We start from the raw sequence: 25352 nt of genomic DNA on the forward strand, positions 1-25352 counted from the left end.
GCTGACCATGTCATATGGCGACGACTTGACCGCCCGGCTGCTCGGCGCACTGGCAACTGTCGGTTTCGATACAAACCCTGAGGTCGAACTGATTGTTCAGGGAGTAGCCTCGCCATCGCGGCTTGCCACAGAATGGGCTGGTTTCCGTGTGACGGCTGCCGGTGGCAGTTGTTACGCGAAAGTACTGCATGCCGACATGGCCCCCCTTATCGATTTTCAGCGTGCCGCGCAGGCCAGCGAATGTGCCGGGCGCACCGGCGCGGCTCCGCGTTTGCTGGGTGCAGACAAGACTGGCGGCGTGTTGATTTTCGAGGACCTTGGGACGAGCTGGCGCGCTGCGCGTCTCGATGACCTGCTCGCGCCGGGGCGGCTTGATGCGCTATGGGCACTCAAGCGACGTGTGCATGCCGGGCCTGCCCCCGATTACGCCTGTTCGCCGATGGCAGACATCGAACGCCTGCGCGTCAGGTGTAGGCAAGACAGTGTTGTACTGCCAGCGGAGCATCAATGGATAGACCGTTGCGTCGACATGGTGTGGCTGGCGTTGCAACAGCGTCAGGTGCGTGTCGCCCCTGTCCACGGTGATGGCGTGGTCAGCAACGTCATGGTGTCGAGCGAAGGCGAATTGCGCCTGGTTGATTTTGACTACGGCGGCTGCATGGACCCGTGGTACGACGTTGCGATTACCTTGAATGAGCTTTATTCGTTCGAGAACCAGTGGCGCGAAGGCATCCGTGCATGGGCGGGAGAGTGTCTTGAAGTCGACTATGCCGTGTGCAGGTTGTACGCGCTGATCAATGACTGGTACTGGACATTGTGGGGGTTCTGGAGTGGCACCACGTCCGCGCGGCAACTGGAGTTTTCCAAGGTAGGCCAATGGACGTTGCTGCGCTGCAGGCAGTGCGTGCAGGACCCGCGCCTGGAAGGCTGGATGCGTCAGGTCCAAGAGGGCAAAGCATGAAAACGTTAGGGCAGTCCATCAGTACCCAGGAGCGTCAGCTGGAGGCCGCAGTGCGCAGCATTGACTGCTGGCAAGGCCGGCATGTCGGTTATGAGCCTGTCAGCGGCGGGATCTCCAACACCAACTGGCGGGTCGAGGTAGAAGGGGCCGACACGGCTTACTTCTTCAAGGTGCCGGGCGTGGGCACAGAGATGTTCATCGACCGTCACACGGCGCACGAAGCCAGCGTGAAGGCGGCACAGACCGGTTACGGCGCGCCGGTGTTCGCCTTTCTAGAAGCGTTCGGTGTCGAAGTGTTCGAGTTCATGGAAGGCTGGCGGGCATCCTCCAATCATGATTTTCTGCAACGCGACATACGCCATGGAGCCCTTCATGGGCTCAAGGCATTCAACGATCAGCCATTGTTGAAGCAGACCAAGACCGTGTTCGACATGATCGCCGAACACCAGGGTCAGGTGGCTGACCTCAAAGGTCTCAAGCCTCAGGACGACGGCTGGCTCTGTCTGCAGTATCAGCGCGCCAAAGCGGCCCTGGAGGCTTCCGGTATCGACCTGGCCCCGTGTATGAATGACACGCTGGCGGGCAATTTCATGCTTAATGCCGAGCGCCAGATTCGCTTGGTGGACTTCGAGTACGCGTCCAATAACGACCGCCATTACGAACTGGCGCTGTGGTTTGGCGAGATGTTTTTCAGCGATGAGATGGAGCTGGCATTGATCGAGGATTACTTCGGCCACGTCAGCGCGCAAACCATCGCGCGTATCAAGCTCAACAAGGCCTTGGCGGATATTAAATGGTCGACCTGGGCCATGGTTCAGCATGCGGTTTCGCAACTGGACTTCGACTTCTACAAATACGGCAGCTGGAAGCACATGCGCGCCCGCAGCATCATCAATGATTCGCAATGGGAAACATGGCTGCGACAGGCATGACCCGCTGTTGATCGACACCTTTCGACACGCACCACACAATAAAAAAATAGCGGGTCACCGCACGTTTCTTTTACTGCTTGAGTTTTATCCGGTCACTTAATAGCCAGATCCTGAAATTCAAGGAGCACTCCATGAGTAACGTTCCGTCCTCCGTAACACCCGGCCGCCTGAAAAGCCTGGTCTTCGGCGTTTATTTTCTTGCCTTGCTGATGATGGCGCTGTTTCCGCCTTTCTACCTCAGCGTCAGCGGCAGTACCGTCGTGGTGCTCGGTATCCCGCTGCCGATCTTCTACTGGATTCTTATCGCCGTGCTGATGGGTTTAGGCCTTTGGATGCTCTACGTGGTCGAGTCTCTGACGGGTGAAATCCCGGAAGAGGGGGGCGCGCAATGATCAGCACGACGACGGTTTCGGACCTGTACATCACCTTCGGCCTGATAGGCGTTTTTCTGGCAGGCATGATCGCTGTGCTGTACGCGACGAATCGCAAGAGCGACAGCTTTTCCGATTACGCAGTAGGCGGGCGCTCCTATGGGCCTTGGTTCATCGCCATGTGCTACACCAATTCATGGTGGCCAGGCGCAACCTTCACGGCGTTCTTTGCCTTGTCCGTCGGCGGTGCGCTGGGTTTTTACGGGATGGTCTATGCCACCTTGGGCGTCACGGCGATGTACCTGATGGCCAATCGCGCCTGGACCTGGGGCAAGCGCTTCAACCTGACCACACAGCCGGACCTGCTGGGTATGCGCTTCAACAGTCCGGTGGTCAAACGTATCGCCTCGATCATCGGCATCATCTCGGTATTTCCATGGGTGGTCATGGGTATCCAAGCCCTCGCAACCCTGTTTCAATTCGCCAGTTTCGGCCGCTGGGGCGTCACCACCTGCTTGCTGGTCGGGGTCGGGGTGATCCTGATTCGTCAATACTGGACTGTGAGCATGGGCATGCGCGGGCTGATCATGACCGACATGTATCAGGGGCTGATCGCCTACGTGCTGTGCGCAGCCTTGTGTATCTTTCTCATGTTCGGTGATCAGGCGTCGTTTTCGAACCTCTCGCAACTGCCCGCCAGCATGCTGATGATCCCCGGGGGGTCAGGCAGCACGTACGGGCCGCTGTACATGTTCAGCCTGATCTTCACCGGCGTCATCGGTTCGATGTGCTGGCCCATGAGTTTCCAGCGCATTTATACCGCCAGCGGTGTGCGTTCCGTGAAGAAGGGCACGGTGCTGACCATTCTGCTGGTGGGTGGTTTCTACGGCATTCTGATGCTCTTCGCGGCAGCCATCAGCCAGGACCCGAGCGTTGCCGCGCATCCGCAGCATGGCTGGTTCCTGTCGCTGTTCGATATCGGTGGGCCGTGGTTGCTGGCCGTGGCAATCATGGTTGTTCTGGCCGCCAGTATCGGCCACGTCGATGGCTGTGTTCAGGTGTGCGGCACCCAGTTTGCCAACGATCTGGCGACCTGGAACAAACCCCGCACCGACCGCGAGAAAACCATATTGGCCAAGGTCGGCATGGTGGTATTCATCGCCGCAGCCTCGCTTCTGGCTTACCTGACGTTCGACTATGCTCGCCTGCAATTGCTGGCGCAGATCTCCTACCAAGGCATTATTCAGCTCGCTGTGCCGCTGTTCTTTGGCGTTTTCAGTCGCCGTGGCAATAAGCAGGGCGCGATTGCCGGAATGCTGGTCGGGATCGTGACCGCCATCGTGCTGACCACGCTCTACCCAGACGACATCCCGGCGCTGGGTTCGCTGACCAGCGGCATCGTCGGCCTGATCTTCAATGCTGGCGTTTTTGTCGTGTGTGCTGTTGCGATCAAGCCGAGCGCGGATGAAGTCAGACGTGTCGACGAGCTGTTTGCGATGGCTGCACCGCAACGCCGACACGTGAGTGCAGCTACTGCAATGAGCTGACACTGGCCGTGCGCCGAGGTCGATTCGCCAGCAGCGCTAGCCGCTGGCGTCGAGACCTGCGTCGATAAAGTCCACAGCGGCTGCCAGTGGTCACGCAGCAGCTAAAGCCTGCCTTGTTCGCGCAGCAGGTCACCGATGCGCTCGATTTCCTGTTCACCCTGAATGAGCGCTGCCTTGCTGGTGTGCACCGAGTAGTAGCCTGTGACCAAGTCATGGGGATGCTTGATCGCCGATCCCAACACAAAGCAGGTCGGTCCTTTCGCCACGAAATCGATGGGCCGGTCCGACTCTTCGAAAACGGCCAGTTCGCCCGCACCGATCGGGCCGCCAGCGTCCAGGTGTCCGCTGCTGACTGCCAGCCAGCCAACGGTATGGCGTGCTGGTGGTGTGTAGCGCCAGTGCTCGCCATCCTTTAAATGCACGGCCAGGTAATTCATGCCTGCCGGTGACGGTATGCTGCTTTGAGCCTTGCCATAACGTCCCAACAGCACCTGCGCCGGACCTTCCTGTGCCACCTGCGAGGCAGCCAGGTAAACACTGTTTGCCGGGCCGTCTTCCTGCGCTGCGGGTAACGCTATCCACAATTGAAAGCCGGTTATGGCTGTGCTGCCGGCAGGTTGGGCATCGTGCCACACCCCGTTACCTGCGCTCATCCATTCCACGCCGCCGCTCGGTAGCAGCCCTGATTTACCAGTTGTGTCTTCATAGACAATTTCGCCCCCGAGCATATAGGTCACCGTTGCAATGCCGGAGTGCGGGTGCATGCCAAAGCCCTTTTGCCCCGGTTCGGATTTGAAGCCGAACTGGTCGAGAAAAACGAAAGGCTTTAGCTGTTGACCCAGATCGCCCGGGCTCATCAGTCGAGTGATCGGCCCCCGCTTTTTGCCAAGGGTGCGACGAGTAATAGCGCGGGGCTGGATGGCAATGATGCTGTTCATGGGGCTTTTCCTCCGGACTTTATGCCTGAGCGCACAAGCATAAGCGTCTGTGGATTGGCTTATTAGTCGGTATAGTTGGCTTGAACTCATCCGTAAATAGAAGGAATCAAAGTGTGGTGCCGGATCTGAATGATATCGCGCTGTTTGTTCAGGTCGTGCGCAGCGGCAGTTTCGCGCAGGCGGCGAGGCATCTGGGTATGCCTTCCAACACCGTCAGCCGCCGGGTTCAGGAACTCGAAGTACAGCTCGGTACGCGACTGTTGCAGCGGTCCACGCGCAAGTTGACGCTGACCCAGGCGGGTGAAGACTTTTACGGGCGCTGCACAGACGCGGTGGACGGCCTGATGGATGCAGCCGAGCACCTTGTTTCAGGGCGCGAAGAGCCCAGCGGGCGAGTCCGTATTGCCGCGACGGCGGACTTCTTCGATTTTTTTTCGATGGACTGGGTGGCCGATTTTCTCGCCCGATACCCTCGTGTACAGCTTGAATTCGTGCTCAGTGACGAACGCGCCGACCTGATCGCTGACCGGCTGGACATCGCCTTCAGGGGCGGCCCGCTGCTGGATTCGGGATACGTGGGGCGGCAGCTGATCGACGAAGCGCGGGACGGGATGGTCGCCAGCCCCGCCTATATAGCGACTCACGGCGTGCCTGATTCTCTGCAAAGCCTGCAACACCATTACTGTGTCAGTGCTGCACATCCCGGAGGGGCCAGCGGCTGGCGTCTGCTCGGGCCTGACGCCAGGATGCATGACGTGCAGATCGCGAGTCGGTTCACCGCCAACACTGCTCAGGCCTTGCGCAAGGCCGCACTTGCAGGGCTGGGTATCGCGTTATTGCCGGCGCCCTTGATTCGTTCCGATCTGCGCGATGGATTGCTGGTGCCGATACTTGCGCAATACCAGCGCACCAGTCGCGGCTTGCACGTGCTTTACCCCAGTCGACAGCAGTTGCCCTTGGCGGTTTCAGCGTTTATCGAGATGGTGATGGAGAAGCTCGAGACCAAGGCGTTTCCTGCGCAATGAGCGCTGATCGGGCACGCTTGTTTAAATGTCGGGAAAGGTCAGGACGCCCTGGTCAGGCGTCCTGTGGTGCTTAAAGGCAACGAGAGGATGACTGCTGTGTCCAGCTTTGAGCGGTGGCAGCGATCTTGTCGGCCAGTTTAGATACGGCTTTCTGGTGAGCCACGATGAGGTTCTCCATGCCTGCGTCGGCCTGTTCGCGGATCACGCTGCTGCAGGTCAGGCTTTTTCGCTTGCTGCCAGCAATTGCGCCGCCCTCGCGCAGCCCCAGCGTCCACACCACATCGATCAACGCATAATTGCCTGGCATCGACTCGAAGCGCCTGACGTCAGTGCGGATGGAAAGCACCGGCTGGTCAGCGCTCTTCGGCAGACCGGCCATGTCCCGGCTGCCGAAGCGACGCTCCAGTTGCGGCGTCAACGCATCATGAAACTCGTCGCCCAGTGGTGAAGCCCAGCGTTCGGCGTCAAGGATCGCCAGGCTGCCGTTGCCCTGGCGAACCACCAGCGGCGGCTGGTCGACCTGCACGGCCATCAGCACGGGAAGCATTTCAAACTGGAAAGGCATGGGCCCGGCTGCGGAAGCCTCGGTCTGGCCCATGGGCGCAATCAGTGTGTAGTAGTGAGTCTGCGTCGAGGTGCAGGCACCCAGTCCCAGCGTCATGGCCAATACCGTCAGTTTCAGGCGCAAGGTCATTGTTTTGGCTCCGGATCAATGGCTCGGGACGAGGAGGGGGCGTTGAACGAACGTGGGGCGGCATCGCCGGTACGACCACGAATCAACGACTCTGGATGGCGGCTGAGGAAGTCTGTCAGCACCCTGACCGACCGTGCAGTGCGTTGTACTTCGTCCAGTGCCTGGCCCAGTTGCTGGCGTGCTGGCGAGTCTTCGGCGAACGAATCGTTGGCAGTCCCCAAGGTTTTTTCAGCCTGTTGCAAGGTGCCGCGCATTTGCGGCAGTACGCTGCTATTGACCTGTTTGAGGGTTTTTTGCAACTCGCTCAGGGTGCCATTGAGGTTGCCCGCCAATTGGTCGATTGGCAGTTTACTGAGCTTCTCTACGAACGCCTGCAACTGCTCCTGCAGCTTGTCGAAGCTGCCAGGCACGGTAGGGATCTCGAGTGGGCGAGCCTTGGCGTTGAACGCCACCTTCGGCGCCTTCGGATCGAATTCCATCGCGATGTACAACTGGCCGGTCAGCAGGTTGCCGTTGCGCACCTGAGCACGCAGGCCATTGGCAACAAAGGCGCCCAGCACTCTGGCCGACTGCTCCTCTTCATCCCCCGAGCCGCCGAGCTCCTGTAACTTAGACTCGGCTGCGCCCAGACGCTTGGGATAGATCACTGCGCCTACGATGCCCGGGAAGGTCTTGGTCGCCGGATCGTAATCCAGATCGACCGACACCACCTTGCCGATGTTGACGCCCAGGAAGTCCACTGCGGCATTGACCGTCAGGCCACGCAGCGACTGATTGAAACGCATGCGGATGTAACGTGGCTCGCCATCCGGAGGCGCCATTGCAGTGGTTTGATCGTCGAAGATCTTGAATTCGGCATTCTCGTCGGCCAGCTTGGCATCCGGGCTCCAGTTGGGTTCGCGGAAGGCGATCCCGCCGGAGATGATCGAGGTCAGGGACTGGGTATTGACCTTGACGCCCGATGCGCCGACCGTGATGTCCACGCCACTGGCGTTCCAGAAGCGGGTATCGGTGGTGATGTATTGGTCGTTCGGCGCGTTGATGAAGATTTGTACGTCAACCCCGCGGCCATCCTTGGACAGCTCATAGGCAACGACCTGACCAACCTGAATCCGTCGGTAATAAATAGGCGAGCCGATGTCCAGCGAACCCAGGTCATCGGTGTGCAGGATGAAACGCTTGCCCTTTTCACCGAACGTCACTGGTGGAGGTGTTTCCAGGCCGGTGAAGCTGTTTTTGGTTTCTTCGGAGCTGCCTGCATCGGCGCCAATGAATGCGCCGGAAAGCAAGGTATCGACGCCCGACACGCCGTGCGCACCAATGCGCGGACGCACCACCCAGTACTGGCTGTCTACTCGGGTAAAGGGGGTGGCGCTGGTATTCAGTTCGATGGTCGCCAGCACGTGAGTGCGGTCTTCGCTGAGGCTGATTTCCGTGACCATGCCGATGACCACATTCTTGTATTTGACCTGAGTCTTGTTGGCCTCCAGGCCCTCTGCGGTCAGGAAGCTCACAGTGATTCGCGGCCCGATATTCATCCAGTCGTGAAAGGCCATGGACAAACCGATGATCGCTGCGATGATCGGCACCAGCCAGATCAGCGAGACGCGCAGGCGACGACGTTTGACTTCAGGCCGTGGCACTGAATCAGACGGTGGGAGGGTATTGTCAGACATCTTCAACCTCTGCGTCCCAGATAAGCCGGGGATCGAAACTCATGGCGGCGAACATCGTCATCACCACTACCAAGCCAAAAAACAGAATACCGATTCGCGGCTCGATGGTGCTGAGCTCGCGAAACTGAACAAGAGACGCCACAAGGGCTACAACCAGCACATCGAGCATCGACCAGTAGCCGATCAGTTCGATGAACCGGTAAAGGCGCGCACGTTCGCGCATGGCCCAGGTGCTGCGGCGCTGACAGGTGATCAGCAGCATGGCCAGGACCAGAAACTTGATACAGGGCACCAGCACGCTCGCGACAAAGATCAGGATGGCGATGTCCCAGGAGCCGCTTTCGAAAAACTCGATCACACCGCTCATGATGGTGCTTTCGCTGCGGTTGCCCAGCAGGTTGGTGTACATCACCGGCAAGACATTGGCCGGAACGTAGAAAATCAGCGCAGCAATCAGGTACGCCCAGGTGCGGGTAATGCTGTTGGGCTTGCGCCGATGCACCGGCGAGTCACAGCGCGGGCAGCGCGTGGCGTCTTCCTGGCAGGCGTAGCCGCAGGTATGACACAGGCACAGTTTGTGTTCGTGGGCGAAAGGGATGCCATTCATTCAGGCTTTACTCCCAGTTCATCCCAAAGCCGCCGGATATCCTTGTTGGCGATCAGTAGAATCAGCACCATCAGCATGGCCATCGCCCACAGGCCTACGCCGGGGTGAACATCGAGCATGCCGGACAATTTGATGATCGCCACCAGGATGCCGAGCATGCACACCTCAAGCATGCTCCACGGCCGCAGATGCTCCAGGGCGCGCATGCAGGTTCTGAAGCCGGGCGCGATGATGCCACGCTGCGCATGCACCAGCACCCAGAACAGCAGCACGATCTGCAGCAACGGCGCGAAGATGATCGACAGGCCCGCGACCAGCGCAATGAGGGTGATCCGCCCCTGTGCCAGCGCCTCGACCGACTGCCAGAGCGTGACCTCGTTGGTCAGGCCCTTCATGCTGATACTGATCACGGGGAAAAAGTTGGCAAAAACGAAAAACATGGCCGCGGCGAGAGTCAGCGCCAGCAACTGTTCGATGGTCATTCGCCGACCACGACCGAGCAGGGCTTCGCAACGAAGGCAGAACGCAGCTTCGCCCGGTTTCAGCGGCTGGGCTTCGTACAGCGAATCGCAATGCTCGCAGATGATCAGACCGGTTGAGTGTTCAGTAGGATGCACAGTGCTCATCGACGCCATGGGTGCAGAGGTAAAGGGTGAGGGTGCGAAGCACGAAAAGATACCTCGTTAATGGCGTTTTGTAGCTTTTATTTTGTACCGCCCGCGCCAACTGGCGGTACAAACCATTGACCGCGATCGGGGGAGGTGGTTCAGATGTCATAGCGCCATTATTTCATGGTCGTTATTTCATGAGAATAGCAATACGAGGAGTTAGCCTGTGCCCTTCACAAACCGATGAAGGGCACAGGTCATTATCGCGTCGTCTGCCTAGAGCTTGCCGGGTTTGACACGCTGTTTCAGAAACCCCAGCAATTGGCGGGCTGAAGCCGGTACGTTGTGTTCATCGAAGGTCATGCAGATTTCCTGAGCCGTGTCTTCGATGGTGATTTCATACTGATTCAAGTCCCGCGCCTCTTCGTTGAAGGCGCTGCCTGATTTATTCAGGCCGCTGTCACTCACCAGTTGCTGCAACTGCCGAGCTTCTGATGGGTCCAGCGTTTCAGTATCGACCTCACATCGTTTTACCGTGCCTGCAAAACCGCCTGACTGGACTAGACAGACCTTCATTTTATGCACCTTTCTGGTTAGACCTGACCCTCAAGCCTGTTCCTCATACCTTGACCCCGACTTCTTTCCAGGCCGCTTTCACGGCTTTTTTGGCGTCTGGACCAAAACGTGGGTCTGCGGCGATTTTCAGGCTGGTTTTGGCGCAATCGACGAACTGACTGTCCGATTTCAGCGCCAGCATCGTTTCATACCAGATTCTGCCTGCAACTTCCCAGGCATTTCCGCCGAGTGCCTTGGCAACCAGCACGAAAGCACGGTTGGGAATGCCCGAGTTGATGTGTACGCCACCCCGGTCCTTGGCACCTGTGTAAAGGTTGGCCATTGTTGCCGGTTGTGGATCGTCCCCCAGGTCCGGGTCATCTGTGTACGCCGTGCCCGGGTTTTCCATGTCGCGGATACCGCGGCGGGTCGGCGCGGGCACCAATAGCTCCTTGCCGACCACCCAGTCCGATTCAGTGGCGCTGGTGCCTTGTTTCCACTGGCGTACCAGCATGCCGAACACATCGGCAAAGTGCTCGTTCAAGGCCCCGGACTGACCGCGGTAATCCAGGTTGGACGTGAAACTCTGCACGCCGTGGGTCAACTCATGGCCTATCACCTCAAGGCTGCCGGTGAAACGCTTGAAGACCAGATCGTCGCCATCGCCATAGGCCATCTGGCTGCCATTCCAGTAGGCATTGCTGAGGGGGACGTGTTCGCCGTTGAAGTCCACTTCGGCGACGTGAACGGTCGACACCAGTGACATGCCGCTGTCGTCCAGCGAGTTACGCTCGAACAGCTCGGCATAAAAGTCGTATACATCGCCGGAGCCGTCGTAAGCCTCGTCCGCCGCCTTGTCGCCCGTTGGCGCTTGGCCCTCGGTGCGGACAACGGCACCGGGAAGGTCGTCAGTCCCCTTGGCGTCATGAATTTCGCGATGTTTTCGGCCGTCAGGGGATTTTACTGCGTGCATGGACGGCATGGTCCTGGCGGTCAGGCGAGAGGCGAGGAATGCCGAGCTGCTCGTCAGGTTGGCAATGGCCCGGGTGCTGACCAGGGGCTGGGGGGATCGCGCCATACGCTCCAGCATATAAGGCGGAATGAAACAATGAAGCGGGTTTCGGTCGCACATGATGAACTCCTGTACTAATGCACCGATGGCAGCACGCCACCGATCAACATGGTCGCAGAAGGTTTGACACCTCATGTATCGTTTATATGCAAAGAAATATCCGATTACATGATTACCAATGCCCTATAAACCAGCCTTGGTGGCGAGAGCCCGCGTGGCCGGGGTTTTGTGTCGCCAGGCGCAAGCTGCGACACCTCGACACAGTCGCTCAACACCGCGCGCGAGAATGCTAGACTCGCGCCACTTCAGACGAGGAGCAGACTCACGTGCGCAAGACGGTAATGATAATGGCGATACTGGCGTTGGCTGGATGCGATGCAGGCAGCTCTCGTGCGCCAGCCAGAGAAAAAGCCCAGGACGCGGCAGTGACTGCTCCGGTGTCCGCGCCGCAATGGTTCATCCAGATGAACTCGCGCGAAGCGGTAAGCGATACCAGTGCCTGGCTGCTCGAGCGCAGCTATGCGCCAGTCATCGTGGACATAGACGGTAAACAGCAATTGTTGATCGGACCTTACGAAAGCCAGGCCCAGGCCGAAGAGCAACGTGAAGCGCTGCAGGCCAAGGTGAGCAAATCCCATCGGTTCGCAGAACCTTCAGTGGTGCAACACACCCGGTAATAGCTTCAGCCGACGCTGCTCGGGTCACGCCAGATGTTTATTCAAGCAAAAAAACGGGCCTATGATAAGGCCCGTTTTACGTAGCAGCGGGTGCGTCGATCAACGGCGACCCAGCAACAGCCCTACCACCAGACCAAAGCCGGCAGAAATGGCGACGGTCTGCCAAGGATGGCCACCGATGTACGTCTCGGTTGCTTCGACCACAGGTTTGGTGCGGTCGCGCACGCTGGCCATCGAGTCGAGTGCCTGCTTCAGTTTGACGCTCAGCTGTTCGCGCAGCGTTTCAGCTTCTTCGCCCACCAGTGCAGCGCTTTCCTTGAGCAGCTTGTCCGATTCCTCGATCAGTGCCTGAAGATCACTGAATGCCTGATCCTTGATTTGATCGGCGTTGTATTGAGCTGAGGTCTTGCGAGCCATGGCATTTTTCCTTTCAAGTGATGGCAATAGTGATAAATGGAGTCTCACTTATCCTGAAAAGTTGCAATTGCTTGAATGACCCGACGCAAGACTCTGCAAGAGAAGCCCGTTACGGGTGTAAGATGCAGCCGTTTTTAGCCGTAGGTGACTGTCATGAGCTTCAATCTGGCCAACCGGCCGCTGCCTGAACGTACCGCTCTGGAAGACGAAAAATCCCGCTTGTTCGACCTCTGGCAGAGCAACCTGGGAAAGGCCAAGGGGGAGGCTGCACGCCTGATGGGCGAGCGCGCCAAGCGCAAGGGTAAATGGTCTGAGTGGGTGCGCTCCGAGCTGGACACAATGAGCCCTCCGGAGTACGCCAACATGGTTCGCAGTGAAGTGAATCGTTTAGTGGCGGCTGCCAGGTAGTCGAGTGTCCTGGCTGACTCTCGCGCCAATGCACCGGCTGGAGAGTCAGCAGGTTTTGTACAACGCCAGGCATGGAGCGCAAAAACAATCATTATTGCTATTTGAACCCCGTTTTCAGGGGTCATCAGGCCTGTTGAGATATTTGATGGCCGAAGCCAGCGCAAGATTTACCCAAGGCAGCGTAGCGCGTCATATTGCCGTGACTGCCAGCACCAGTGCCGTCAGCCTGTTTGCAGTGTTCCTCGTGGATATCCTGACACTGGTCTACGTCGCGATGCTCCACGATCCGGTCTTGCTGGCGGCCATCGGCATTGCCAAAGTATTGATGTTTTTCAACAGTGCCCTCGCCACTGGCCTGATCATCGCAGCAACAGCCGTACTTTCCGAGCGCATTGGCCACCGTGCTGCCGGGTCGATCCCGAGGCTCACCGCCAGCCTGCTGCTGATGGTGTTTGCAGTCTGCGCCGTTTCTGCAGGCGTGCAGATAGCGCTGATCGGCCCGATTACAGGCTGGCTCGGTGCCGAAGCGGCCACTTATGACGCCGCGCACAGCTTCATCTGGTTGACGCTGCCGTTTACGGCGATTCAGGCCGTCATGCAGATGTCGGCACAAATGCTCAGGACTGCCGGGGATAACAACCGGGCGTTATGCGTTGTGCTGTCAGCCGCAGCCACATTGGCGGTTGCCGACCCGTTATTGATCTTCGGGCTCGACTTGGGCCTCAAGGGCGCAGGCATTGCGTTTGCGCTGTCCGCCTGCGTTTCTGCATCGTTGGGCGTGTATTGGCTGCGACAGCGAACAGGGCTGGTGCTGACGCGCAACCTCAAACTGTTTCGGCTCCATGCCGTGCGCACGTTCAGGATTGCCCTGCCAGCGATGGCCGCCAACCTGGCGACACCTGTGGGGCTGGCGTACTTCGTGGCTTCGTTGTCGGCATTCGGTACCTCGGCCCTGGCTGCCATGGCGGTGCTGGACAGGGTTGTGCAATTTTCCTATTGCGCATTTTTCGCGTTGCCTGGTGCCCTGGCCCCTGTGTTGGGGCAAAATATCGGGGCGCAACGGGATGATCGTGTCAGTGCGGCAATCGTCTTCACGCGCAAGCTGGTGATTTGCTACGGTCTGGCGGTGTGGCTGCTGCTGGTGCTGTGTGGCGGAATGATCGCCGATCTCTATCAGCTTGAGGGCGACGCGCGGGCTCTGTTCCTTGCCTTTTGTCATTTTGGCGGAGGGTTATGGGTGCTTATCGGGCTGGATTTTGTTGCCATCTCGGTATTCATGACCATGAACAGGTCGTGGTGGGTGCCGGTTTTCGCCTGGCTCAGGGCTACAGCAGGTACAGTGCCCTTCGTTCTGGCAGGCATTCACTGGTTTGGCAGCAGCGGTGCGTTCCCCGGGATGCTTGCCGGCAATGCGATCATTGCACTGATATCGATCGGCACCGCCTCGCGGACGGCAAAGCGTTTTTTCACCGGCAGGGTCCAGGCAGCAAGCACCCGGGCATATTGAATCAAGGCGTAATCAGGTTTTTATGGTCATCGAAGAATCAGGGAATGAATCCGAAGCGGCAACTGCGCCCAAGCGGCGCCGGGCGCCCAAAGGCGATATGCGTCGAAAGGCTTTGCTGGATGCTGCCACGGTGGTGTTCGCCAGAGATGGCTACTCAAGTGCGTCGATGCGCGAAGTCGCGCTGCTTGCGGGAATCACGACGGTCGGGCTGCTGCATCACTTTCCCAACAAGGAAGCGTTGCTCAGTGCGCTGCTGGAGCGTCGGGATCAGCGGGTGACGTCAAGGTTTCAGGACCTGACCACCGAGCTGACGCTGGAAGGGTTTCTGAAATTTCTCAAGCTGAGCATGAGCTTCAGCATCGAAAATGCTGATGAATGCCAGGCTGCATTGCTGATGAATACCGAAAGTCTTTCACCTGCGCATCCGGCCTGGTCGTGGCACCGCGAGCGCTTTCACATGACCCACGAGCATGCACGCGGCCATTTGAATGCGTTGATAGAGGCAGGAGAGGTGCGTGCGGACATCAATGTGAAAGCCATGGCTCAGGAAATATTTTCAGTCATGGACGGTTTGCAGATCCAGTGGCTGAGAAGTCCAGAAGACGTAGATGTCATGGCTGTCTTCGATATTTATGTGCAGCGTCTGGGAAGGGATATCAAGGCTCTTCCCTGAGCCTTGACGGGTTCATCAGTAGGTCTGTGCCGCGCTGACCTGCACTGCCTTGCGCAGTGGCAACGGCAGCGGGTTGCTGTCGCGGGTGGTCAGTTTTTCGGGGTATAGCGTGATCAGGGTCTTGTCGAGCGTCAGGTTCTCGGAGTCGGTGCCCACGAGAATCTTGAACTTCCCGGCATCGACGTCCCAGCTTGCAGTCTTGTCGACGTAGTAGGCCAGCGAACGCGAGTCTATCGGCACGCTGACCGTCTTGCTCTCACCGGGTTGCAAATAGACTTTGGTAAAGCCCTTGAGCTCCTTTTCCGGACGATCTGCAGCAGGCTTCACCGGCTGCACGTAGAGCTGCGCCACCTCGAAACCTGCCTTGTCGCCGGTGTTGGTCACGGTGAACTTGACGTCAATCGTAGCGCCTGGGGTCAGGACATTGGTCGAGAGCTTGAGGTCGCTGTAACTGAACGTGGTATAGGACAGCCCGTAACCGAACGGGTACAGCGGCTTGGCGTGCTTCTTGTCATAACCGCGATAGCCCATGTACAGGCCTTCGCTGTAAGTCATTTCAGTCAGCGCCTTGTCACCACGGTAGGCCGCCGGGTCCGGGTAAGAGGCGTAGCTCGGGTTATCCTCGATCTTCTTGTCGATCGTGACCGGCAGCTTGCCCGACGGGTTGATCTTGCCATAGAGGATTTCGGCCAGAGCCTGGCCACCTTGCTGGCCCGGGAACCAGGCTTGCAGGGAAGCGCCGACCTTGTTCGCCCAGGGCTGCATGTTGGCCACGCCGCCACCGTGCATGACGACCACGGTATTGGGGTTGGCTTTGGCCACGAAGCTGATCAGCTCTGCCTGCTGGTCTGGCAGATCGAAGCCGTGGTCAGAACCTTCGCCTTCGTTTTCAGATGTGGTGCCGGTTGCCACCACGACCGCATCGTACTTCGACAGGTCCTTTGGCGGACGCAGCGACGCCCAGCTCATCTGCACGCCAGTCAGGCCGCCGAGTACCGGGATGAAATTACCCTGAATGCGCTTGTACTCCAGCTTCACGGTATAGGGTTTGCCAGCAGTCAGTGCAGCCGTTTTTCCCGAGGTGGTCAGCGCGTTCACTACGTCGCCCGAATAAGGTACGCCGTCGCTCTGCAATACCAGTTCATCGTTGACCCAGAGTTTGTAAGGGCCGTCTGCACGGACCTTGAATACCTGCGGGCCGGAAACAGTAGGCTTGATGACGCTGGTAAATCGTGCTGAAAACGCGCCGGGTGATGGGCTGAAACCGGCAACGGCCGTCGCGCCGGCACTGGTGACGTTGGTGCCGGTGGCCCAGTTCAGGTTTACGCCTGGTTCGACACGCGTCAGTGCGGGATCACCGGAAAGGCCTGTGTTGGAGTAGTACTCGGCTTTTACCCCGGAGTTGCTGATGCCGTTGTCTCCCGACGCCGGCTGATACCACGCCGAACTGGCCGGGTTCAGGCTCATTTCCGGGAGGTAGGTAACGTTGTCACTGCTGGACGCCAGTTGCTGCAGGCCGCTCAGTTCGGTGACATAGCTGTTGGGTGGCGAGTTCGCAGTGCCGAAAGGCGAGGCAGGCACATCGTGCGCCCAGTTACCGATCACAGCGATCTTCGCCGAGCGCGCCAAGGGCAGCAACGGCTTGCCTGTTGCGGTGTTTTCGTTGCGCAGCAGGACGATGGACTCACGCGCGGTATTTAGCGCTGCACGCATGCCGTACTCGGGGTGGTCCAGTGTCTTGGCGGTATTGAGGTTTTCCTGGAGGTCATAGCTGACAATGGCTCGCAGGTTGCGTTTGACCTTGTCATCAATCACGTTCTGAGTCAGCTGGCCGCTCCACAGGTAAGGCAGCAGGTTGGCTTCGGTAAATTGAAGGCCAGACGGCATGTCGATGTCGGTACCGGCCCACGCGCCCTTGAATGCATCATGAATAGCATTGAAGTCGCTGATCACGGTTCCCTGATAACCCCATTCACCTTTGAGCACTTCGGTGATCAGGTGGTGGTTTTCGCAAGCGTAGTCGCCATTGACCTTGTTGAAACCGCACATGATGGACGCCACGTTGGCGTTTTTCACCATCGATTCGAAGCCCGGCAGGTACAGCTCACGCAGGGTGCGTTCATCGACCTTGACGTCGACTGCCTGGCGATTGGCTTCCTGCTCGTTGGCCAGGTAGTGCTTGCCGCTGGCCTGAATGCCTTGCGCCTGGATGCCGTTGACGATGGCCGGTGCCAGCACCGCGCCGAGGAAAGGGTCCTCACCGCTGACATACTCAGCCGAGCGTCCGTTGTAGGGAGTGCGATACAGGTTCACACCGGGCGAAAGCATCTGTTGGCCGCCGGAAACCCGGGTCTCGTAGGCAATCGCGAGGCCGAACTCCTTGGCCCGGTTGATGCTCCAGGTCGCTGCCAGCGCGGACTGCGACGGGTACTGGGCGCCAAAGGTGGCATTGTTGACGTGAACCCCCATCGACGAGTCGTACGCCACGGTGCCCTTGATGCCCCATTTGAGCAGGGATGGGATCATGTGCCCGTCATTGACACGCGTGAAATTGATTTTCTCGGACTGATTCATGTTGTCGAGAATAGAGCTGACGCGCGCTTCGACTTCATTGCCGGTGGCTGGCGTCACCGCCGCAAGAGCGAGGTTTGCCTGCATGACGCTGAATGTCAGCAGGCTCAGGCCCAGTGTCTGTTTGAACGCTGACAAGGCATCGATCCTTTTTTTCAGGGCAATCTGTGAATGGGGGTTGTTCATGGGCGTTGCACCTGCGCTGGCGCGTCTTCTGTGTCCACGGGTGTATCAAGCAGCGTGGAAGAATTCTTTTGCGCGGCCGGGGTGATCTTGTCGACGCCGGACAGCTGGGCCCTTTGCGCGTCTACCTGCACACGCACCTGTTGATCAGTGGCCGTGGAAGTTGTGTCCGCTGCAAGAGCAGCCACACTTTGCGCGCACAGAAGTACTGCGCTGAAAACAGACAGCATGGTTCTAGTCATCGATTGCATCTCGATTGAGGGGTCAAAGTTAAAAAGACAGCGGTCGCAGTCCTGCAGTGCCGGGGCGGAAATCAAGCCCGGCGTGGCGTTAGAAAGTTTGCTGGCGAGTAAAGTATTCGGAAGCCTTGAATAAATAAATGATGTCACTTTGATATCTATAAATTTAGGGCTTTTTTTGAGAAATCAAGTCTTGAAATAAAAGGAAATATCTGTGTTTTTTGGCATAAAATGTGTGTTTTTGTAATTTTTTTGAATTCTAAAGCTAATAATTAAGTTTTTAATGATTATTTATTGTTTTTTATAAACCTAACTGTCGTTAGGTTTAACGATCTGTTAAGCTTTGTGCTGTGAATGGAAATCCTGTTTTTTACCGTGCCATGTATTTAAAAAGTGCATGTTCACCGGGTGCCAGATCTGTGCCAGACAATAAGTAAGGTAGTGCTTTAATTATTTAAGGTTCGTCAGGTATTTTGCCTGATTTCAGTCGGCACGTTGTCTGGATTATAAGTCTGTGTGTATTGATTCTTCATGCGAGCCGCTGGGCAATACGCTGTCGTCGCTTGCCAGCGTTCGTTGTTCAAATACTTATACGGTGAGTGACTCTTTGTTTCGGACTGACCTTGCGATCTTGAAGGCCGTCAGGCGCCTTTGCGCCGGCCAGCCCCGAAAATTGACGTTCGGTCAGATCTACCGAGAGCTGGTCCGCGCCCATTCGAGCCTGCCTGCAATCGATGTGTGCGTTGCAATGGTCGATACGATGGTCAGGGAAGGGCTTCTGAGGTCAGCCAGGGTTCTTGAACACGATCTCTCATTTCCCTACCCACAACACATCATCAGCGGCCTGACCGAGATCGGTGCCGCTTCTCTGGTTGAGCGTGAACAGGCTGCGGGCTTTCGTTGATACTGCCTGGGTTAACCCGCGCCTGTCCGGTCATTCGCTGTAAGGCAACGACAGGTAGTACCGACCCAGTTCGGTCAGTCTGCCTTCGTCGCTTAACAGACTGGAAAAATGCGGGTCGTGATTCATGCGCCCAGTGAACCAGGCGTATCTGAACACGTCGGCTCGTCCCTCAAGCGTGGCAACCATATCGGCCATTTGCTGCTTTTGCTTTTTCACAGAGTCAATCTGCATTCCGTCATTCAGGCTGTGCCAATTGGCGAACTCCGTGACCCATACCGGCTTCCCGTAGCGTGTCAGCCTGTCGAGCATTCCTGACATACCGTAGTCGTACCAGTGAAAGGCCAGATAGTCGACCTGAGGATCGCGATTCTGGTTCAGGGAGCGATAGGCTGCGTAGAACGCGTCGAGCCATATCACAGGGTCGCCGTAGCCCGGCTGGGTTCCCCAGTTCATGGCCGGGCCTACCAGTTTTACCCCGGTCTGCGCTGAAATCTGTTCCAGCCTTGGCCAGAAGCGGGCAACTGCTTCGGGGCTCATGTCGGCTTGATCCATCAGATTGGGTTCGTTGATGACCAATAGATAGCGGATGGCGGGATGTGCCTGCAGATAGAGTTTCAGCTGGCCGTCATCGACGTTGTCGTTCCAGACCATCGGGATGAAGTCCACGCCATACAGTGCGGCATAGTCGTAAGACGCCAGGCGGTCGTGGGGTTTCGGGCTCCAGTTGTACCACCAGCTCAGGCCTGACGATAAAGCGCTGAGGTCGGCGGGTGACGTGATGTCGTAGGCGATACCGCGCTTGGCGCTTTTACTGGCGGCCCACGCCGAGGCGGTCGATGCGCAGAGCAGCAGCGCCAAAAGGGCATATAAGGGCAGGGTATGGAGGGTGGCCGACAGCTTGCGCAGCATCATGGGGTGTCTTCCTTGAAGTGAGGGGAGCAAACAGGCATAAACGGATTCAAGCAGCAAACATGCCAGCGCTTTCAAACCCACTCACGTTGGCATCCGCTTTATGCCCCCGCCACGTACGCTGGCCGCTCAGGGCGCAGGTCTTACCACGGATCCCCCTCTGCCTGACGCAGGTCCAGTGTGCCGCTGTCGCTGAAGCGCAGGGTGCCGAATAACCCGCCTGCCAGTTTGCCGCGCAACGTATAAGGCAGATTGTCCAGGCGCTGGCTTTGCGAAAGGCCTAGCGCCTGGCGCAAGGCGGCAAAGGCCGAGACACTGACCGGGACCACCAGCACAGCCTCGGAGAAGCGTCCTACCGTACCTTTCTGGTTGCTGACACCGGACGCCAGCAGCTTTCCATTCACGTCCAGGTCCAGTGCCACGCCGGTGTAATTGATCTCGGCATCGTTGGGGTTCTGAACACGCAGTGTGACTGCCATGCGCAGCTCCAGGCCCTGTCCGGGGATGGGTTCGATACCGACTACGTTGATCGCAAGCGGGTCTCGATGGGGCAGCAATGCACATGCACTCAGGGTGAGAACGAGCAGGCCTGAAAGCAGGGCACGGATCGGGCGTAGCGACATTGGTGGCTCCGGCATCGTGAGGGTGTTGGTCTTTCAGACCCCTTCTTGCAGAAGAGATTCGGCCTGCAGGGCGCAATCCACAGATACCCGCTAATCTGCCTGCCTTACCCGTTGCGTCCTTATCGCCGTGGGTTGATCATTTCAGCGATACCAACAAGAACAAGACTGGAGATAGCCATGTCCATAGAAAGGACGATTTCGCATCACGACCCCGTGGTCATCGTGAGTGCTGCACGCACGCCCATGGGCGGTTTTCAGGGTGACCTGCAGAGCCTCGGCGCAACCCGCCTCGGGGCAATCGCCATTCGCGCAGCCGTCGAACGGGCCGGGATCGAACCCGCCGACGTAGAGCAGGTATTGTTTGGGTGTGTGCTGCCGGCCGGCCTGGGTCAGGCGCCTGCCCGGCAAGCGGCGCTGGGTGCGGGCCTGAGCACTGCAACGCTATGCAGCACCGTCAACAAAATGTGCGGCTCAGGCATGCAGACAGTGATCATGGCCCATGACTTGCTGCTGGCAGGCAGCGCTACGGTGGTGGTGGCTGGGGGCATGGAAAGCATGTCCAACGCGCCTTATCTGCTGGATCGTGCGCGCAGCGGCTATCGCATGGGGCACGGCAAGGTACTGGATCACATGTTCCTCGACGGCCTCGAAGATGCCTATGAACCCGGTCGACTGATGGGCACCTTCGCCGAGGACTGCGCTCAGCGCCACGGCTTCAGTCGTGAGGCCCAGGACGCATTCGCCTTGGCTTCACTGGCTCGTGCGCAGCGCGCCATCGCCGACGGGCACTTCGACGCCGAGATTGTTCCGGTGCAGGTCACGATGGGCAAAGAGTTCAGGTTGATCGCTCACGACGAACAGCCTCCCAAGGCTCGCCCGGAGAAGATCCCGACGCTCAAGCCAGCCTTTCGCGAGGGCGGGACCGTGACGGCGGCTAACGCCAGCTCGATCTCGGACGGCGCGGCGGCGCTGGTGCTGATGCGTCAGTCGCAAGCGCAGCAACGAGGCCTGCAGCCATTGGCTGTGTTTCATGCGCATGCCGCATTCGCGGACGAACCGGGATTGTTCCCTACCGCACCTATCGGGGCCATCCAGCGTCTGCTGAGCAAAGCGGGTTGGGCTGTGGATGATGTTGACCTGTTTGAAATCAACGAGGCCTTTGCGGTCGTGCCGCTGGTGGCAATGAGCGAGTTGGGGCTTGCCCATGAGAAAGTCAACGTCAATGGCGGCGCCTGCGCACTGGGCCACCCAATAGGCGCATCGGGTGCGCGGATTATCGTGACGCTGCTGGCCGCGCTGCAGCATCGGAATCTGCGAAGAGGCGTAGCGGCCATTTGTATTGGCGGTGGTGAGGCGACAGCTGTTGCTGTTGAAATTATTTAGTTTAAATTCAACAATTTAAGAGCAATTTATGAAGTTATTTCTATAATAATTGGATTAAGTCGGTAATTTTATAAAAAGGATATTTATCAATGATTTACGAGATGATCCTCACAGAGACTATCGAAAAGGTCGGGCTGATCACCTTGGATCGTCCCAAGGCATTGAACGCGTTGAATGCCCGGCTTATCGACGAGCTGAACCATGCGCTCGACCGCTTCGAGGCAGACCAAACCATTGGTTGCATCGTGCTGACAGGTTCGGAAAAAGCATTCGCTGCCGGAGCCGACATCAAGGAGATGGTCGAGCTTTCGTACCCGCAGATCTACCTCGATGACCTGTTCCGCGAAAGTGATCGGATCGCAGCCCGCCGTAAACCCATTGTGGCTGCCGTGGCCGGATTTGCACTGGGTGGTGGATGTGAGCTGGCGCTGATGTGCGACTTCATTCTGGCGGCTGAAAACGCCCGTTTCGGTCAGCCTGAGATCAACTTGGGAGTGTTGCCGGGCATGGGCGGGACGCAACGTCTGACACGGGCCGTCGGCAAGGCCAAGGCGATGGAAATGTGCCTGACCGGTCGCTTGATGGACGCTCAGGAGGCCGAGCGCGCCGGGCTGGTATCCCGAGTCCTGCCGCTGGACCGGTTACTCCCGGAAGCGCTTGCTGTGGCAGCCAGCATCGCAGCGAAATCGCTGCCTGTGGCAATGATGGTCAAGGAAAGCGTCAACCGCGCGTTCGAGGTCAGTCTGGCCGAAGGTATCCGGTTCGAGCGCCGGGTATTCCATGCTGCATTTGCCAGCCATGACCAGAAAGAAGGCATGAAGGCCTTTATCGAAAAGCGCCAGCCTGGCTTCAAGGATTGTTGATCTCGATCAGGCCGCGCTCCCCCTGACCCCGGCTCTGTTCAAACCAGATGTGCAGCGGCAGGCAGTGGCCTGGGTGGATAATGCAGAGCGCCCGTGGCGTCTGGCGATACTCGTCTGCCAGGCGCCTGCACTGTTCTTCGTCCAGACCCAAATGGCCACGTTCATCGGTTCTGCCTTCGAACAGAATGTCTTCGGCGGCTACGCGCGGCAGATGCTGCAGGCCAGGCTGGTCCATTCGTACGATGTACCAGATACGGTCTGCCAACGGCTCGCCATCACGGCCCGGCTGCCCGGTCAGACGAAGGTCACCCAACGCCGAGTGCCCGGCAGAAGGCGTCGAGACCGACGTGTTGGTGACGGACGCTGTAATCGGCGTAGTGTTCGGGGCGGTTATCAGGATGTGCTGTGGAACGATGTGCAGCGTTGTCATCTGGTCGTGCAAAATCAACCCTTCATGTGTCGTGATCTGCAAGTGTTCACCACTGGCCAGACGAATGCTGTCGACAGGGGCGATGGCTGCACCGTCCAGTCTGAGACTGCAGCCTGAAGGGGCGTCAGCCGGGCCGAGTGCGGCGCAGATCACCGGGCGTTCCGGGTTATTGTCGAGATAGCGAATCAGGACGCTTGTACCTGGCGGCAGGGCATACAACTCATCGCTGGCAGCCTGAGCGGCTGGCCAGGAATGAGTCGGGCTGCCATCGCCGAGGGCTGCTTGCCAGTCGAACCTGATTGATCGAAAACCGGGTCTTTGTTCTTGGGCACTGTCACGCTGCAACGTCGCGATGTGATCGCCTGTGGCGGCAGGCCGAGGGTGTCTGAGCGAAGGGCGAAAGGGTATCGCCCACGGGATGGCCCTGAAACTGTTGCTGTAGCCATTGCCTGATGCGTGCCTTGATTCAGCTGGGGCGCGTGGGTCGTTGAGGACAGCCTTCAGAATGGCTTGTGTGTCGTTGACATCGGCTCCACGCAGCACCTGCAACTGGCGTCCCGAATGAGTCACTTCGGTCAGCAGCCATTGATCGTTGAACAACGGTTCGGGGTGCTCAAGCACCTGAACGACTTCACCGCTACGCAGCGCACACAAGCGGGTCTGGCCTCTGACTTCACGTCGTTCGCAGCGCAGACGCTCCAGGTTGCGAATGCCGTGCTGGCGGTCGAGCGCCTCCTGGGGGCTGACAGATCCGCTATAGGTTGCAGGCACAAAAGGCTGATTGGCTGCCGGTGTGCTCATCTCCTCTGGTGAGCCCGGTGACAGTGGGCTGGCAGTCCTTCGGCTTTGGTGTTGGTAGTGCGAGGCAGGCGGCATTGCCAGTCTTTCGGCCATGTGTAAAAGCGCTGCCTCCGCCGCGTCTGTCTGCCCGTTGTGGCGGAACCTGATTGGCGCGCGCTGGATGGGAAAGCTCGCCGGGTCATCCGAAAACACCAGTACGTGGCCGCTCGGCTCATGCTCGAAGCGGAAATGAATCCCTTCTTCTTCGCACAGTCGGTACAACACGTGCAGGTCGGTTTCGTCGTACTGGACTCGCATCGGCCTGGGAGGATAAAAGCCGCTCATCAAGCCGAACCGGCAGGCGTTCGTGCCGACTGCAGGCGAGCTTAGTAACCGAGCGATCAGTTGCGGTGTCGTGACATCCTGATGAATACGGCGCCGTTGAACGAGCGCAAGTTTTCTCAGGTTCGGCATCAGCACCAGATGGTAAAGGCTGACACATGCTCCGTCGTGGATCCGGCTGATCTGGCAAACCTGGCCATGCACACCCTCGCCAAAACGTCCGTAGCTCAGAAACGCGTCGCGATGCAGCAACGCAAGGATGTCCGGATGCTCAGTACTGCTGATCAGCTTGATATCAAAGCGATAAGTTTCGTTAAGCGCGTCGCGACCCGTGAAGCCGATGACACGCAAGTCCGCCTGGCAGTCGGCAATGGCCAGCGTGATTGGCATTTGCAGGTCTTTGCACATTCGCGGGCTCTCCCACCTGTGAATTCAGGGAGCGCAGGGTACGGAAAGCCAGGCGTCAAAAGCATTGACGTATGTTTTTTCGGAAAGGGACTACAAGCCGTGCTGCCTATTGGATGATTGCATTTAGCCAGCTCAACAGCCATCTTAGTGAGTTCGTCAGCCAATATGGCTGTCGGGGGTTTCATCTGCGGTGATCGCGTATAAAATGCGCCGCGCCGGACAGGGTATTTTGCCGGCGACCCTTTTTCAGCGCTTTGCCAGTGCCGCGTTCTGCCAGTCATGCAGGCGCAGGCGGCGAAGCGCCTATCGAATCAAGAGAGCAGACATGGGCGCACAGTGGAAGGTCAAGCATAAAGAAGCGGCAGCCAATGCCAAGGGACGTACGTTCGGCAAACTCTCCAAGGAGATCATGATCGCGGCCCGCGCGGGTGCTGACCCGGTCATGAACTCGCGTCTGCGCCTGGTGGTCGAGCAGGCCAAGAAGGCTTCGATGCCGCGCGAAACCCTGGAACGCGCAATCAACAAAGGGGCTGGCCTGCTGGGCGAGAGCGTCAACTTCGAGCGCCTGACCTACGAAGGTTTTGCACCGCATCGCGTGCCGGTGATCGTCGAGTGCCTGACCGACAACATCAACCGCACCGTTTCCGAAATTCGCGTGCTGTTCCGCAAGGGGCAGTTGGGAGCTGCCGGTTCGGTGTCCTGGGATTTTCTCTATCAGGGCATGATCGAAGCTGTGCCTGCGAAGCCAGACGCAGATCCGGAGCTGGCAGCGATCGAGGCCGGTGCCCAGGATTTCGAGCCGGCTGAAGAGGGCGCCACGCTGTTCCTGACCGAGTCCACCGATATGGATGCGGTCTGCAAGGCGCTCCCTGAGTTCGATTTCACGGTTCAGTCCGCGCAACTGGGCTATCGTCCGAAAAGCACAGTGGATGGCTTGACCGACGAGCAGATGGCTGAAGTCGAAGCATTTCTCGAGGCTATCGACAACCATGATGACGTTCAGAACGTCTACGTGGGCCTGGCTGGCTGATCGGCTTAAGCAAGAGGGC

At 58.3% G+C, this 25352-nt stretch carries 26 protein-coding genes; 13 read left to right on the forward strand and 13 right to left on the reverse strand.

Going from position 1 to position 25352, the window contains the following annotated elements:
- Nucleotides 1-7: 7 nt before the first annotated feature.
- The 4 genes from I9H09_RS11390 (at nucleotide 8) to I9H09_RS11405 (ending at nucleotide 3811) form a co-directional block, all read left to right on the forward strand.
- Nucleotides 8-961 (forward strand): aminoglycoside phosphotransferase family protein, encoded by a 954-nt coding sequence (locus I9H09_RS11390; RefSeq protein WP_236502200.1) that lies wholly within the window; start codon nucleotides 8-10, stop codon nucleotides 959-961.
- Nucleotides 958-1893, forward strand: a complete 936-nt coding sequence (locus I9H09_RS11395; protein WP_054990513.1) for a choline kinase family protein — start codon at nucleotides 958-960, stop codon at nucleotides 1891-1893. The genes I9H09_RS11390 and I9H09_RS11395 overlap by 4 nt, the downstream gene beginning before the upstream one ends.
- A gap of 131 nt (nucleotides 1894-2024) precedes the next feature.
- A complete protein-coding gene (locus I9H09_RS11400; protein ID WP_005894028.1) occupies nucleotides 2025-2285 on the forward strand; it encodes a hypothetical protein in 261 nt (86 codons plus the stop codon).
- Nucleotides 2282-3811, forward strand: coding sequence for a sodium:solute symporter family protein (locus I9H09_RS11405; protein ID WP_122347608.1), 1530 nt, complete (start codon nucleotides 2282-2284; stop codon nucleotides 3809-3811). Before I9H09_RS11400 ends, I9H09_RS11405 begins: the two co-directional genes overlap by 4 nt.
- A 101-nt stretch (nucleotides 3812-3912) precedes the next feature.
- Here I9H09_RS11405 and I9H09_RS11410 read toward each other — a convergent pair whose 3' ends face one another.
- Nucleotides 3913-4749 (reverse strand): pirin family protein, encoded by an 837-nt coding sequence (locus I9H09_RS11410; RefSeq protein ID WP_236502201.1) that lies wholly within the window; start codon nucleotides 4747-4749, stop codon nucleotides 3913-3915.
- A gap of 113 nt (nucleotides 4750-4862) precedes the next feature.
- Between I9H09_RS11410 and I9H09_RS11415 the strand changes: the two genes are divergently transcribed.
- The gene (locus tag I9H09_RS11415; RefSeq protein ID WP_236502202.1) at nucleotides 4863-5774 is read left to right on the forward strand and encodes a LysR family transcriptional regulator; all 912 of its coding nucleotides are present in this window, start codon (nucleotides 4863-4865) and stop codon (nucleotides 5772-5774) included.
- A gap of 70 nt (nucleotides 5775-5844) precedes the next feature.
- Here the strand turns inward: I9H09_RS11415 and I9H09_RS11420 are convergent, their stop codons facing one another.
- The 6 genes from I9H09_RS11420 to I9H09_RS11445 form a co-directional block, all read right to left on the reverse strand.
- A complete protein-coding gene (locus I9H09_RS11420; protein ID WP_236502203.1) occupies nucleotides 5845-6468 on the reverse strand; it encodes a PqiC family protein in 624 nt (207 codons plus the stop codon).
- Nucleotides 6465-8144 (reverse strand): PqiB family protein, encoded by a 1680-nt coding sequence (locus I9H09_RS11425; RefSeq protein WP_122324391.1) that lies wholly within the window; start codon nucleotides 8142-8144, stop codon nucleotides 6465-6467. Before I9H09_RS11425 ends, I9H09_RS11420 begins: the two co-directional genes overlap by 4 nt.
- Complete coding sequence (locus I9H09_RS11430) at nucleotides 8137-8751, reverse strand: paraquat-inducible protein A (RefSeq protein WP_024669387.1); 615 nt, start codon at nucleotides 8749-8751, stop codon at nucleotides 8137-8139. Before I9H09_RS11430 ends, I9H09_RS11425 begins: the two co-directional genes overlap by 8 nt.
- On the reverse strand, nucleotides 8748-9377 hold the full coding sequence (locus I9H09_RS11435) for a paraquat-inducible protein A (protein ID WP_005894042.1): 630 nt from the start codon (nucleotides 9375-9377) through the stop codon (nucleotides 8748-8750). The genes I9H09_RS11430 and I9H09_RS11435 overlap by 4 nt, the downstream gene beginning before the upstream one ends.
- A 258-nt stretch (nucleotides 9378-9635) precedes the next feature.
- On the reverse strand, nucleotides 9636-9935 hold the full coding sequence (locus I9H09_RS11440) for a protealysin inhibitor emfourin (protein ID WP_005894044.1): 300 nt from the start codon (nucleotides 9933-9935) through the stop codon (nucleotides 9636-9638).
- A 43-nt stretch (nucleotides 9936-9978) separates the two neighbouring features.
- Complete coding sequence (locus I9H09_RS11445; RefSeq protein ID WP_005894047.1) at nucleotides 9979-11046, reverse strand: M4 family metallopeptidase; 1068 nt, start codon at nucleotides 11044-11046, stop codon at nucleotides 9979-9981.
- 266 nt (nucleotides 11047-11312) lie between these two features.
- On the opposite strand from I9H09_RS11445, the gene I9H09_RS11450 reads away from it, so the two are divergent.
- Nucleotides 11313-11663, forward strand: a complete 351-nt coding sequence (locus I9H09_RS11450) for a hypothetical protein (RefSeq protein WP_005894049.1) — start codon at nucleotides 11313-11315, stop codon at nucleotides 11661-11663.
- Between the two features lie 99 nt (nucleotides 11664-11762).
- Here the strand turns inward: I9H09_RS11450 and I9H09_RS11455 are convergent, their stop codons facing one another.
- Nucleotides 11763-12080 (reverse strand): ElaB/YgaM/YqjD family protein, encoded by a 318-nt coding sequence (locus I9H09_RS11455; RefSeq protein ID WP_005894051.1) that lies wholly within the window; start codon nucleotides 12078-12080, stop codon nucleotides 11763-11765.
- 153 nt (nucleotides 12081-12233) lie between these two features.
- On the opposite strand from I9H09_RS11455, the gene I9H09_RS11460 reads away from it, so the two are divergent.
- The 3 genes from I9H09_RS11460 (at nucleotide 12234) to I9H09_RS11470 (ending at nucleotide 14668) form a co-directional block, all read left to right on the forward strand.
- Nucleotides 12234-12488 (forward strand): hypothetical protein, encoded by a 255-nt coding sequence (locus tag I9H09_RS11460; protein ID WP_005894053.1) that lies wholly within the window; start codon nucleotides 12234-12236, stop codon nucleotides 12486-12488.
- Between the two features lie 145 nt (nucleotides 12489-12633).
- Complete coding sequence (locus I9H09_RS11465) at nucleotides 12634-13995, forward strand: MATE family efflux transporter (protein ID WP_122346471.1); 1362 nt, start codon at nucleotides 12634-12636, stop codon at nucleotides 13993-13995.
- Between the two features lie 22 nt (nucleotides 13996-14017).
- A complete protein-coding gene (locus I9H09_RS11470; protein WP_005894058.1) occupies nucleotides 14018-14668 on the forward strand; it encodes a TetR/AcrR family transcriptional regulator in 651 nt (216 codons plus the stop codon).
- A gap of 15 nt (nucleotides 14669-14683) precedes the next feature.
- Here I9H09_RS11470 and I9H09_RS11475 read toward each other — a convergent pair whose 3' ends face one another.
- Both I9H09_RS11475 and I9H09_RS11480 read right to left on the reverse strand, forming a co-directional pair.
- Nucleotides 14684-17425 carry a glycoside hydrolase family 3 protein gene (locus I9H09_RS11475; protein WP_055002788.1) on the reverse strand — a complete coding sequence of 914 codons (2742 nt, stop codon included), beginning with the start codon at nucleotides 17423-17425 and terminating at the stop codon, nucleotides 14684-14686.
- A complete protein-coding gene (locus I9H09_RS11480; protein WP_183142394.1) occupies nucleotides 17422-17652 on the reverse strand; it encodes a hypothetical protein in 231 nt (76 codons plus the stop codon). The genes I9H09_RS11475 and I9H09_RS11480 overlap by 4 nt, the downstream gene beginning before the upstream one ends.
- A 616-nt stretch (nucleotides 17653-18268) precedes the next feature.
- Here I9H09_RS11480 and I9H09_RS11485 point away from each other — a divergent pair.
- On the forward strand, nucleotides 18269-18565 hold the full coding sequence (locus tag I9H09_RS11485) for a hypothetical protein (protein WP_081000230.1): 297 nt from the start codon (nucleotides 18269-18271) through the stop codon (nucleotides 18563-18565).
- Between the two features lie 30 nt (nucleotides 18566-18595).
- Here the strand turns inward: I9H09_RS11485 and I9H09_RS11490 are convergent, their stop codons facing one another.
- Complete coding sequence (locus tag I9H09_RS11490; protein WP_122346470.1) at nucleotides 18596-19477, reverse strand: glycoside hydrolase family protein; 882 nt, start codon at nucleotides 19475-19477, stop codon at nucleotides 18596-18598.
- 140 nt (nucleotides 19478-19617) lie between these two features.
- Nucleotides 19618-20097, reverse strand: coding sequence for an LEA/WHy family protein (locus I9H09_RS11495; protein ID WP_024669382.1), 480 nt, complete (start codon nucleotides 20095-20097; stop codon nucleotides 19618-19620).
- Nucleotides 20098-20274: 177 nt separating this feature from the next.
- On the opposite strand from I9H09_RS11495, the gene I9H09_RS11500 reads away from it, so the two are divergent.
- Together I9H09_RS11500 and I9H09_RS11505 are read left to right on the forward strand one after the other, a co-directional pair.
- The gene (locus I9H09_RS11500; RefSeq protein WP_122346469.1) at nucleotides 20275-21480 is read left to right on the forward strand and encodes an acetyl-CoA C-acyltransferase; all 1206 of its coding nucleotides are present in this window, start codon (nucleotides 20275-20277) and stop codon (nucleotides 21478-21480) included.
- Between the two features lie 89 nt (nucleotides 21481-21569).
- On the forward strand, nucleotides 21570-22343 hold the full coding sequence (locus tag I9H09_RS11505) for an enoyl-CoA hydratase (protein ID WP_055002793.1): 774 nt from the start codon (nucleotides 21570-21572) through the stop codon (nucleotides 22341-22343).
- Here the strand turns inward: I9H09_RS11505 and tssI are convergent.
- A complete protein-coding gene (tssI, locus tag I9H09_RS11510) occupies nucleotides 22330-24285 on the reverse strand; it encodes a type VI secretion system tip protein TssI/VgrG (protein WP_223810558.1) in 1956 nt (651 codons plus the stop codon). The genes I9H09_RS11505 and tssI overlap by 14 nt on opposite strands.
- A gap of 343 nt (nucleotides 24286-24628) precedes the next feature.
- On the opposite strand from tssI, the gene I9H09_RS11515 reads away from it, so the two are divergent.
- Complete coding sequence (locus tag I9H09_RS11515) at nucleotides 24629-25333, forward strand: YebC/PmpR family DNA-binding transcriptional regulator (protein ID WP_005894082.1); 705 nt, start codon at nucleotides 24629-24631, stop codon at nucleotides 25331-25333.
- Nucleotides 25334-25352 lie beyond the last annotated feature (19 nt).

The organism is Pseudomonas tremae (genome assembly GCF_023278125.1).
GTDB classification, from domain to species: Bacteria; Pseudomonadota; Gammaproteobacteria; order Pseudomonadales; family Pseudomonadaceae; genus Aquipseudomonas; species Aquipseudomonas tremae.

Bases quoted from the DNA above. Each gene is read 5' to 3' on its own strand.
- I9H09_RS11490 (WP_122346470.1), bottom strand. From the start codon at position 19,477: ATGATGCTGCGCAAGCTGTCGGCCACCCTCCATACCCTGCCCTTATAT.
- I9H09_RS11445 (WP_005894047.1), bottom strand. From the start codon at position 11,046: ATGTGCGACCGAAACCCGCTTCATTGTTTCATTCCGCCTTATATGCTG.
- I9H09_RS11390 (WP_236502200.1), top strand. From the start codon at position 8: ATGTCATATGGCGACGACTTGACCGCCCGGCTGCTCGGCGCACTGGCA.
- I9H09_RS11465 (WP_122346471.1), top strand. From the start codon at position 12,634: ATGGCCGAAGCCAGCGCAAGATTTACCCAAGGCAGCGTAGCGCGTCAT.
- I9H09_RS11500 (WP_122346469.1), top strand. From the start codon at position 20,275: ATGTCCATAGAAAGGACGATTTCGCATCACGACCCCGTGGTCATCGTG.
- I9H09_RS11430 (WP_024669387.1), bottom strand. From the start codon at position 8,751: ATGAATGGCATCCCTTTCGCCCACGAACACAAACTGTGCCTGTGTCAT.
- I9H09_RS11475 (WP_055002788.1), bottom strand. From the start codon at position 17,425: ATGAACAACCCCCATTCACAGATTGCCCTGAAAAAAAGGATCGATGCC.
- I9H09_RS11455 (WP_005894051.1), bottom strand. From the start codon at position 12,080: ATGGCTCGCAAGACCTCAGCTCAATACAACGCCGATCAAATCAAGGAT.
- I9H09_RS11515 (WP_005894082.1), top strand. From the start codon at position 24,629: ATGGGCGCACAGTGGAAGGTCAAGCATAAAGAAGCGGCAGCCAATGCC.
- I9H09_RS11440 (WP_005894044.1), bottom strand. From the start codon at position 9,935: ATGAAGGTCTGTCTAGTCCAGTCAGGCGGTTTTGCAGGCACGGTAAAA.
- I9H09_RS11425 (WP_122324391.1), bottom strand. From the start codon at position 8,144: ATGTCTGACAATACCCTCCCACCGTCTGATTCAGTGCCACGGCCTGAA.
- I9H09_RS11405 (WP_122347608.1), top strand. From the start codon at position 2,282: ATGATCAGCACGACGACGGTTTCGGACCTGTACATCACCTTCGGCCTG.
- I9H09_RS11495 (WP_024669382.1), bottom strand. From the start codon at position 20,097: ATGTCGCTACGCCCGATCCGTGCCCTGCTTTCAGGCCTGCTCGTTCTC.
- I9H09_RS11460 (WP_005894053.1), top strand. From the start codon at position 12,234: ATGAGCTTCAATCTGGCCAACCGGCCGCTGCCTGAACGTACCGCTCTG.
- I9H09_RS11420 (WP_236502203.1), bottom strand. From the start codon at position 6,468: ATGACCTTGCGCCTGAAACTGACGGTATTGGCCATGACGCTGGGACTG.
- I9H09_RS11435 (WP_005894042.1), bottom strand. From the start codon at position 9,377: ATGAGCACTGTGCATCCTACTGAACACTCAACCGGTCTGATCATCTGC.
- I9H09_RS11470 (WP_005894058.1), top strand. From the start codon at position 14,018: ATGGTCATCGAAGAATCAGGGAATGAATCCGAAGCGGCAACTGCGCCC.
- tssI (WP_223810558.1), bottom strand. From the start codon at position 24,285: ATGCCAATCACGCTGGCCATTGCCGACTGCCAGGCGGACTTGCGTGTC.
- I9H09_RS11395 (WP_054990513.1), top strand. From the start codon at position 958: ATGAAAACGTTAGGGCAGTCCATCAGTACCCAGGAGCGTCAGCTGGAG.
- I9H09_RS11410 (WP_236502201.1), bottom strand. From the start codon at position 4,749: ATGAACAGCATCATTGCCATCCAGCCCCGCGCTATTACTCGTCGCACC.
- I9H09_RS11505 (WP_055002793.1), top strand. From the start codon at position 21,570: ATGATTTACGAGATGATCCTCACAGAGACTATCGAAAAGGTCGGGCTG.
- I9H09_RS11480 (WP_183142394.1), bottom strand. From the start codon at position 17,652: ATGCTGTCTGTTTTCAGCGCAGTACTTCTGTGCGCGCAAAGTGTGGCT.
- I9H09_RS11400 (WP_005894028.1), top strand. From the start codon at position 2,025: ATGAGTAACGTTCCGTCCTCCGTAACACCCGGCCGCCTGAAAAGCCTG.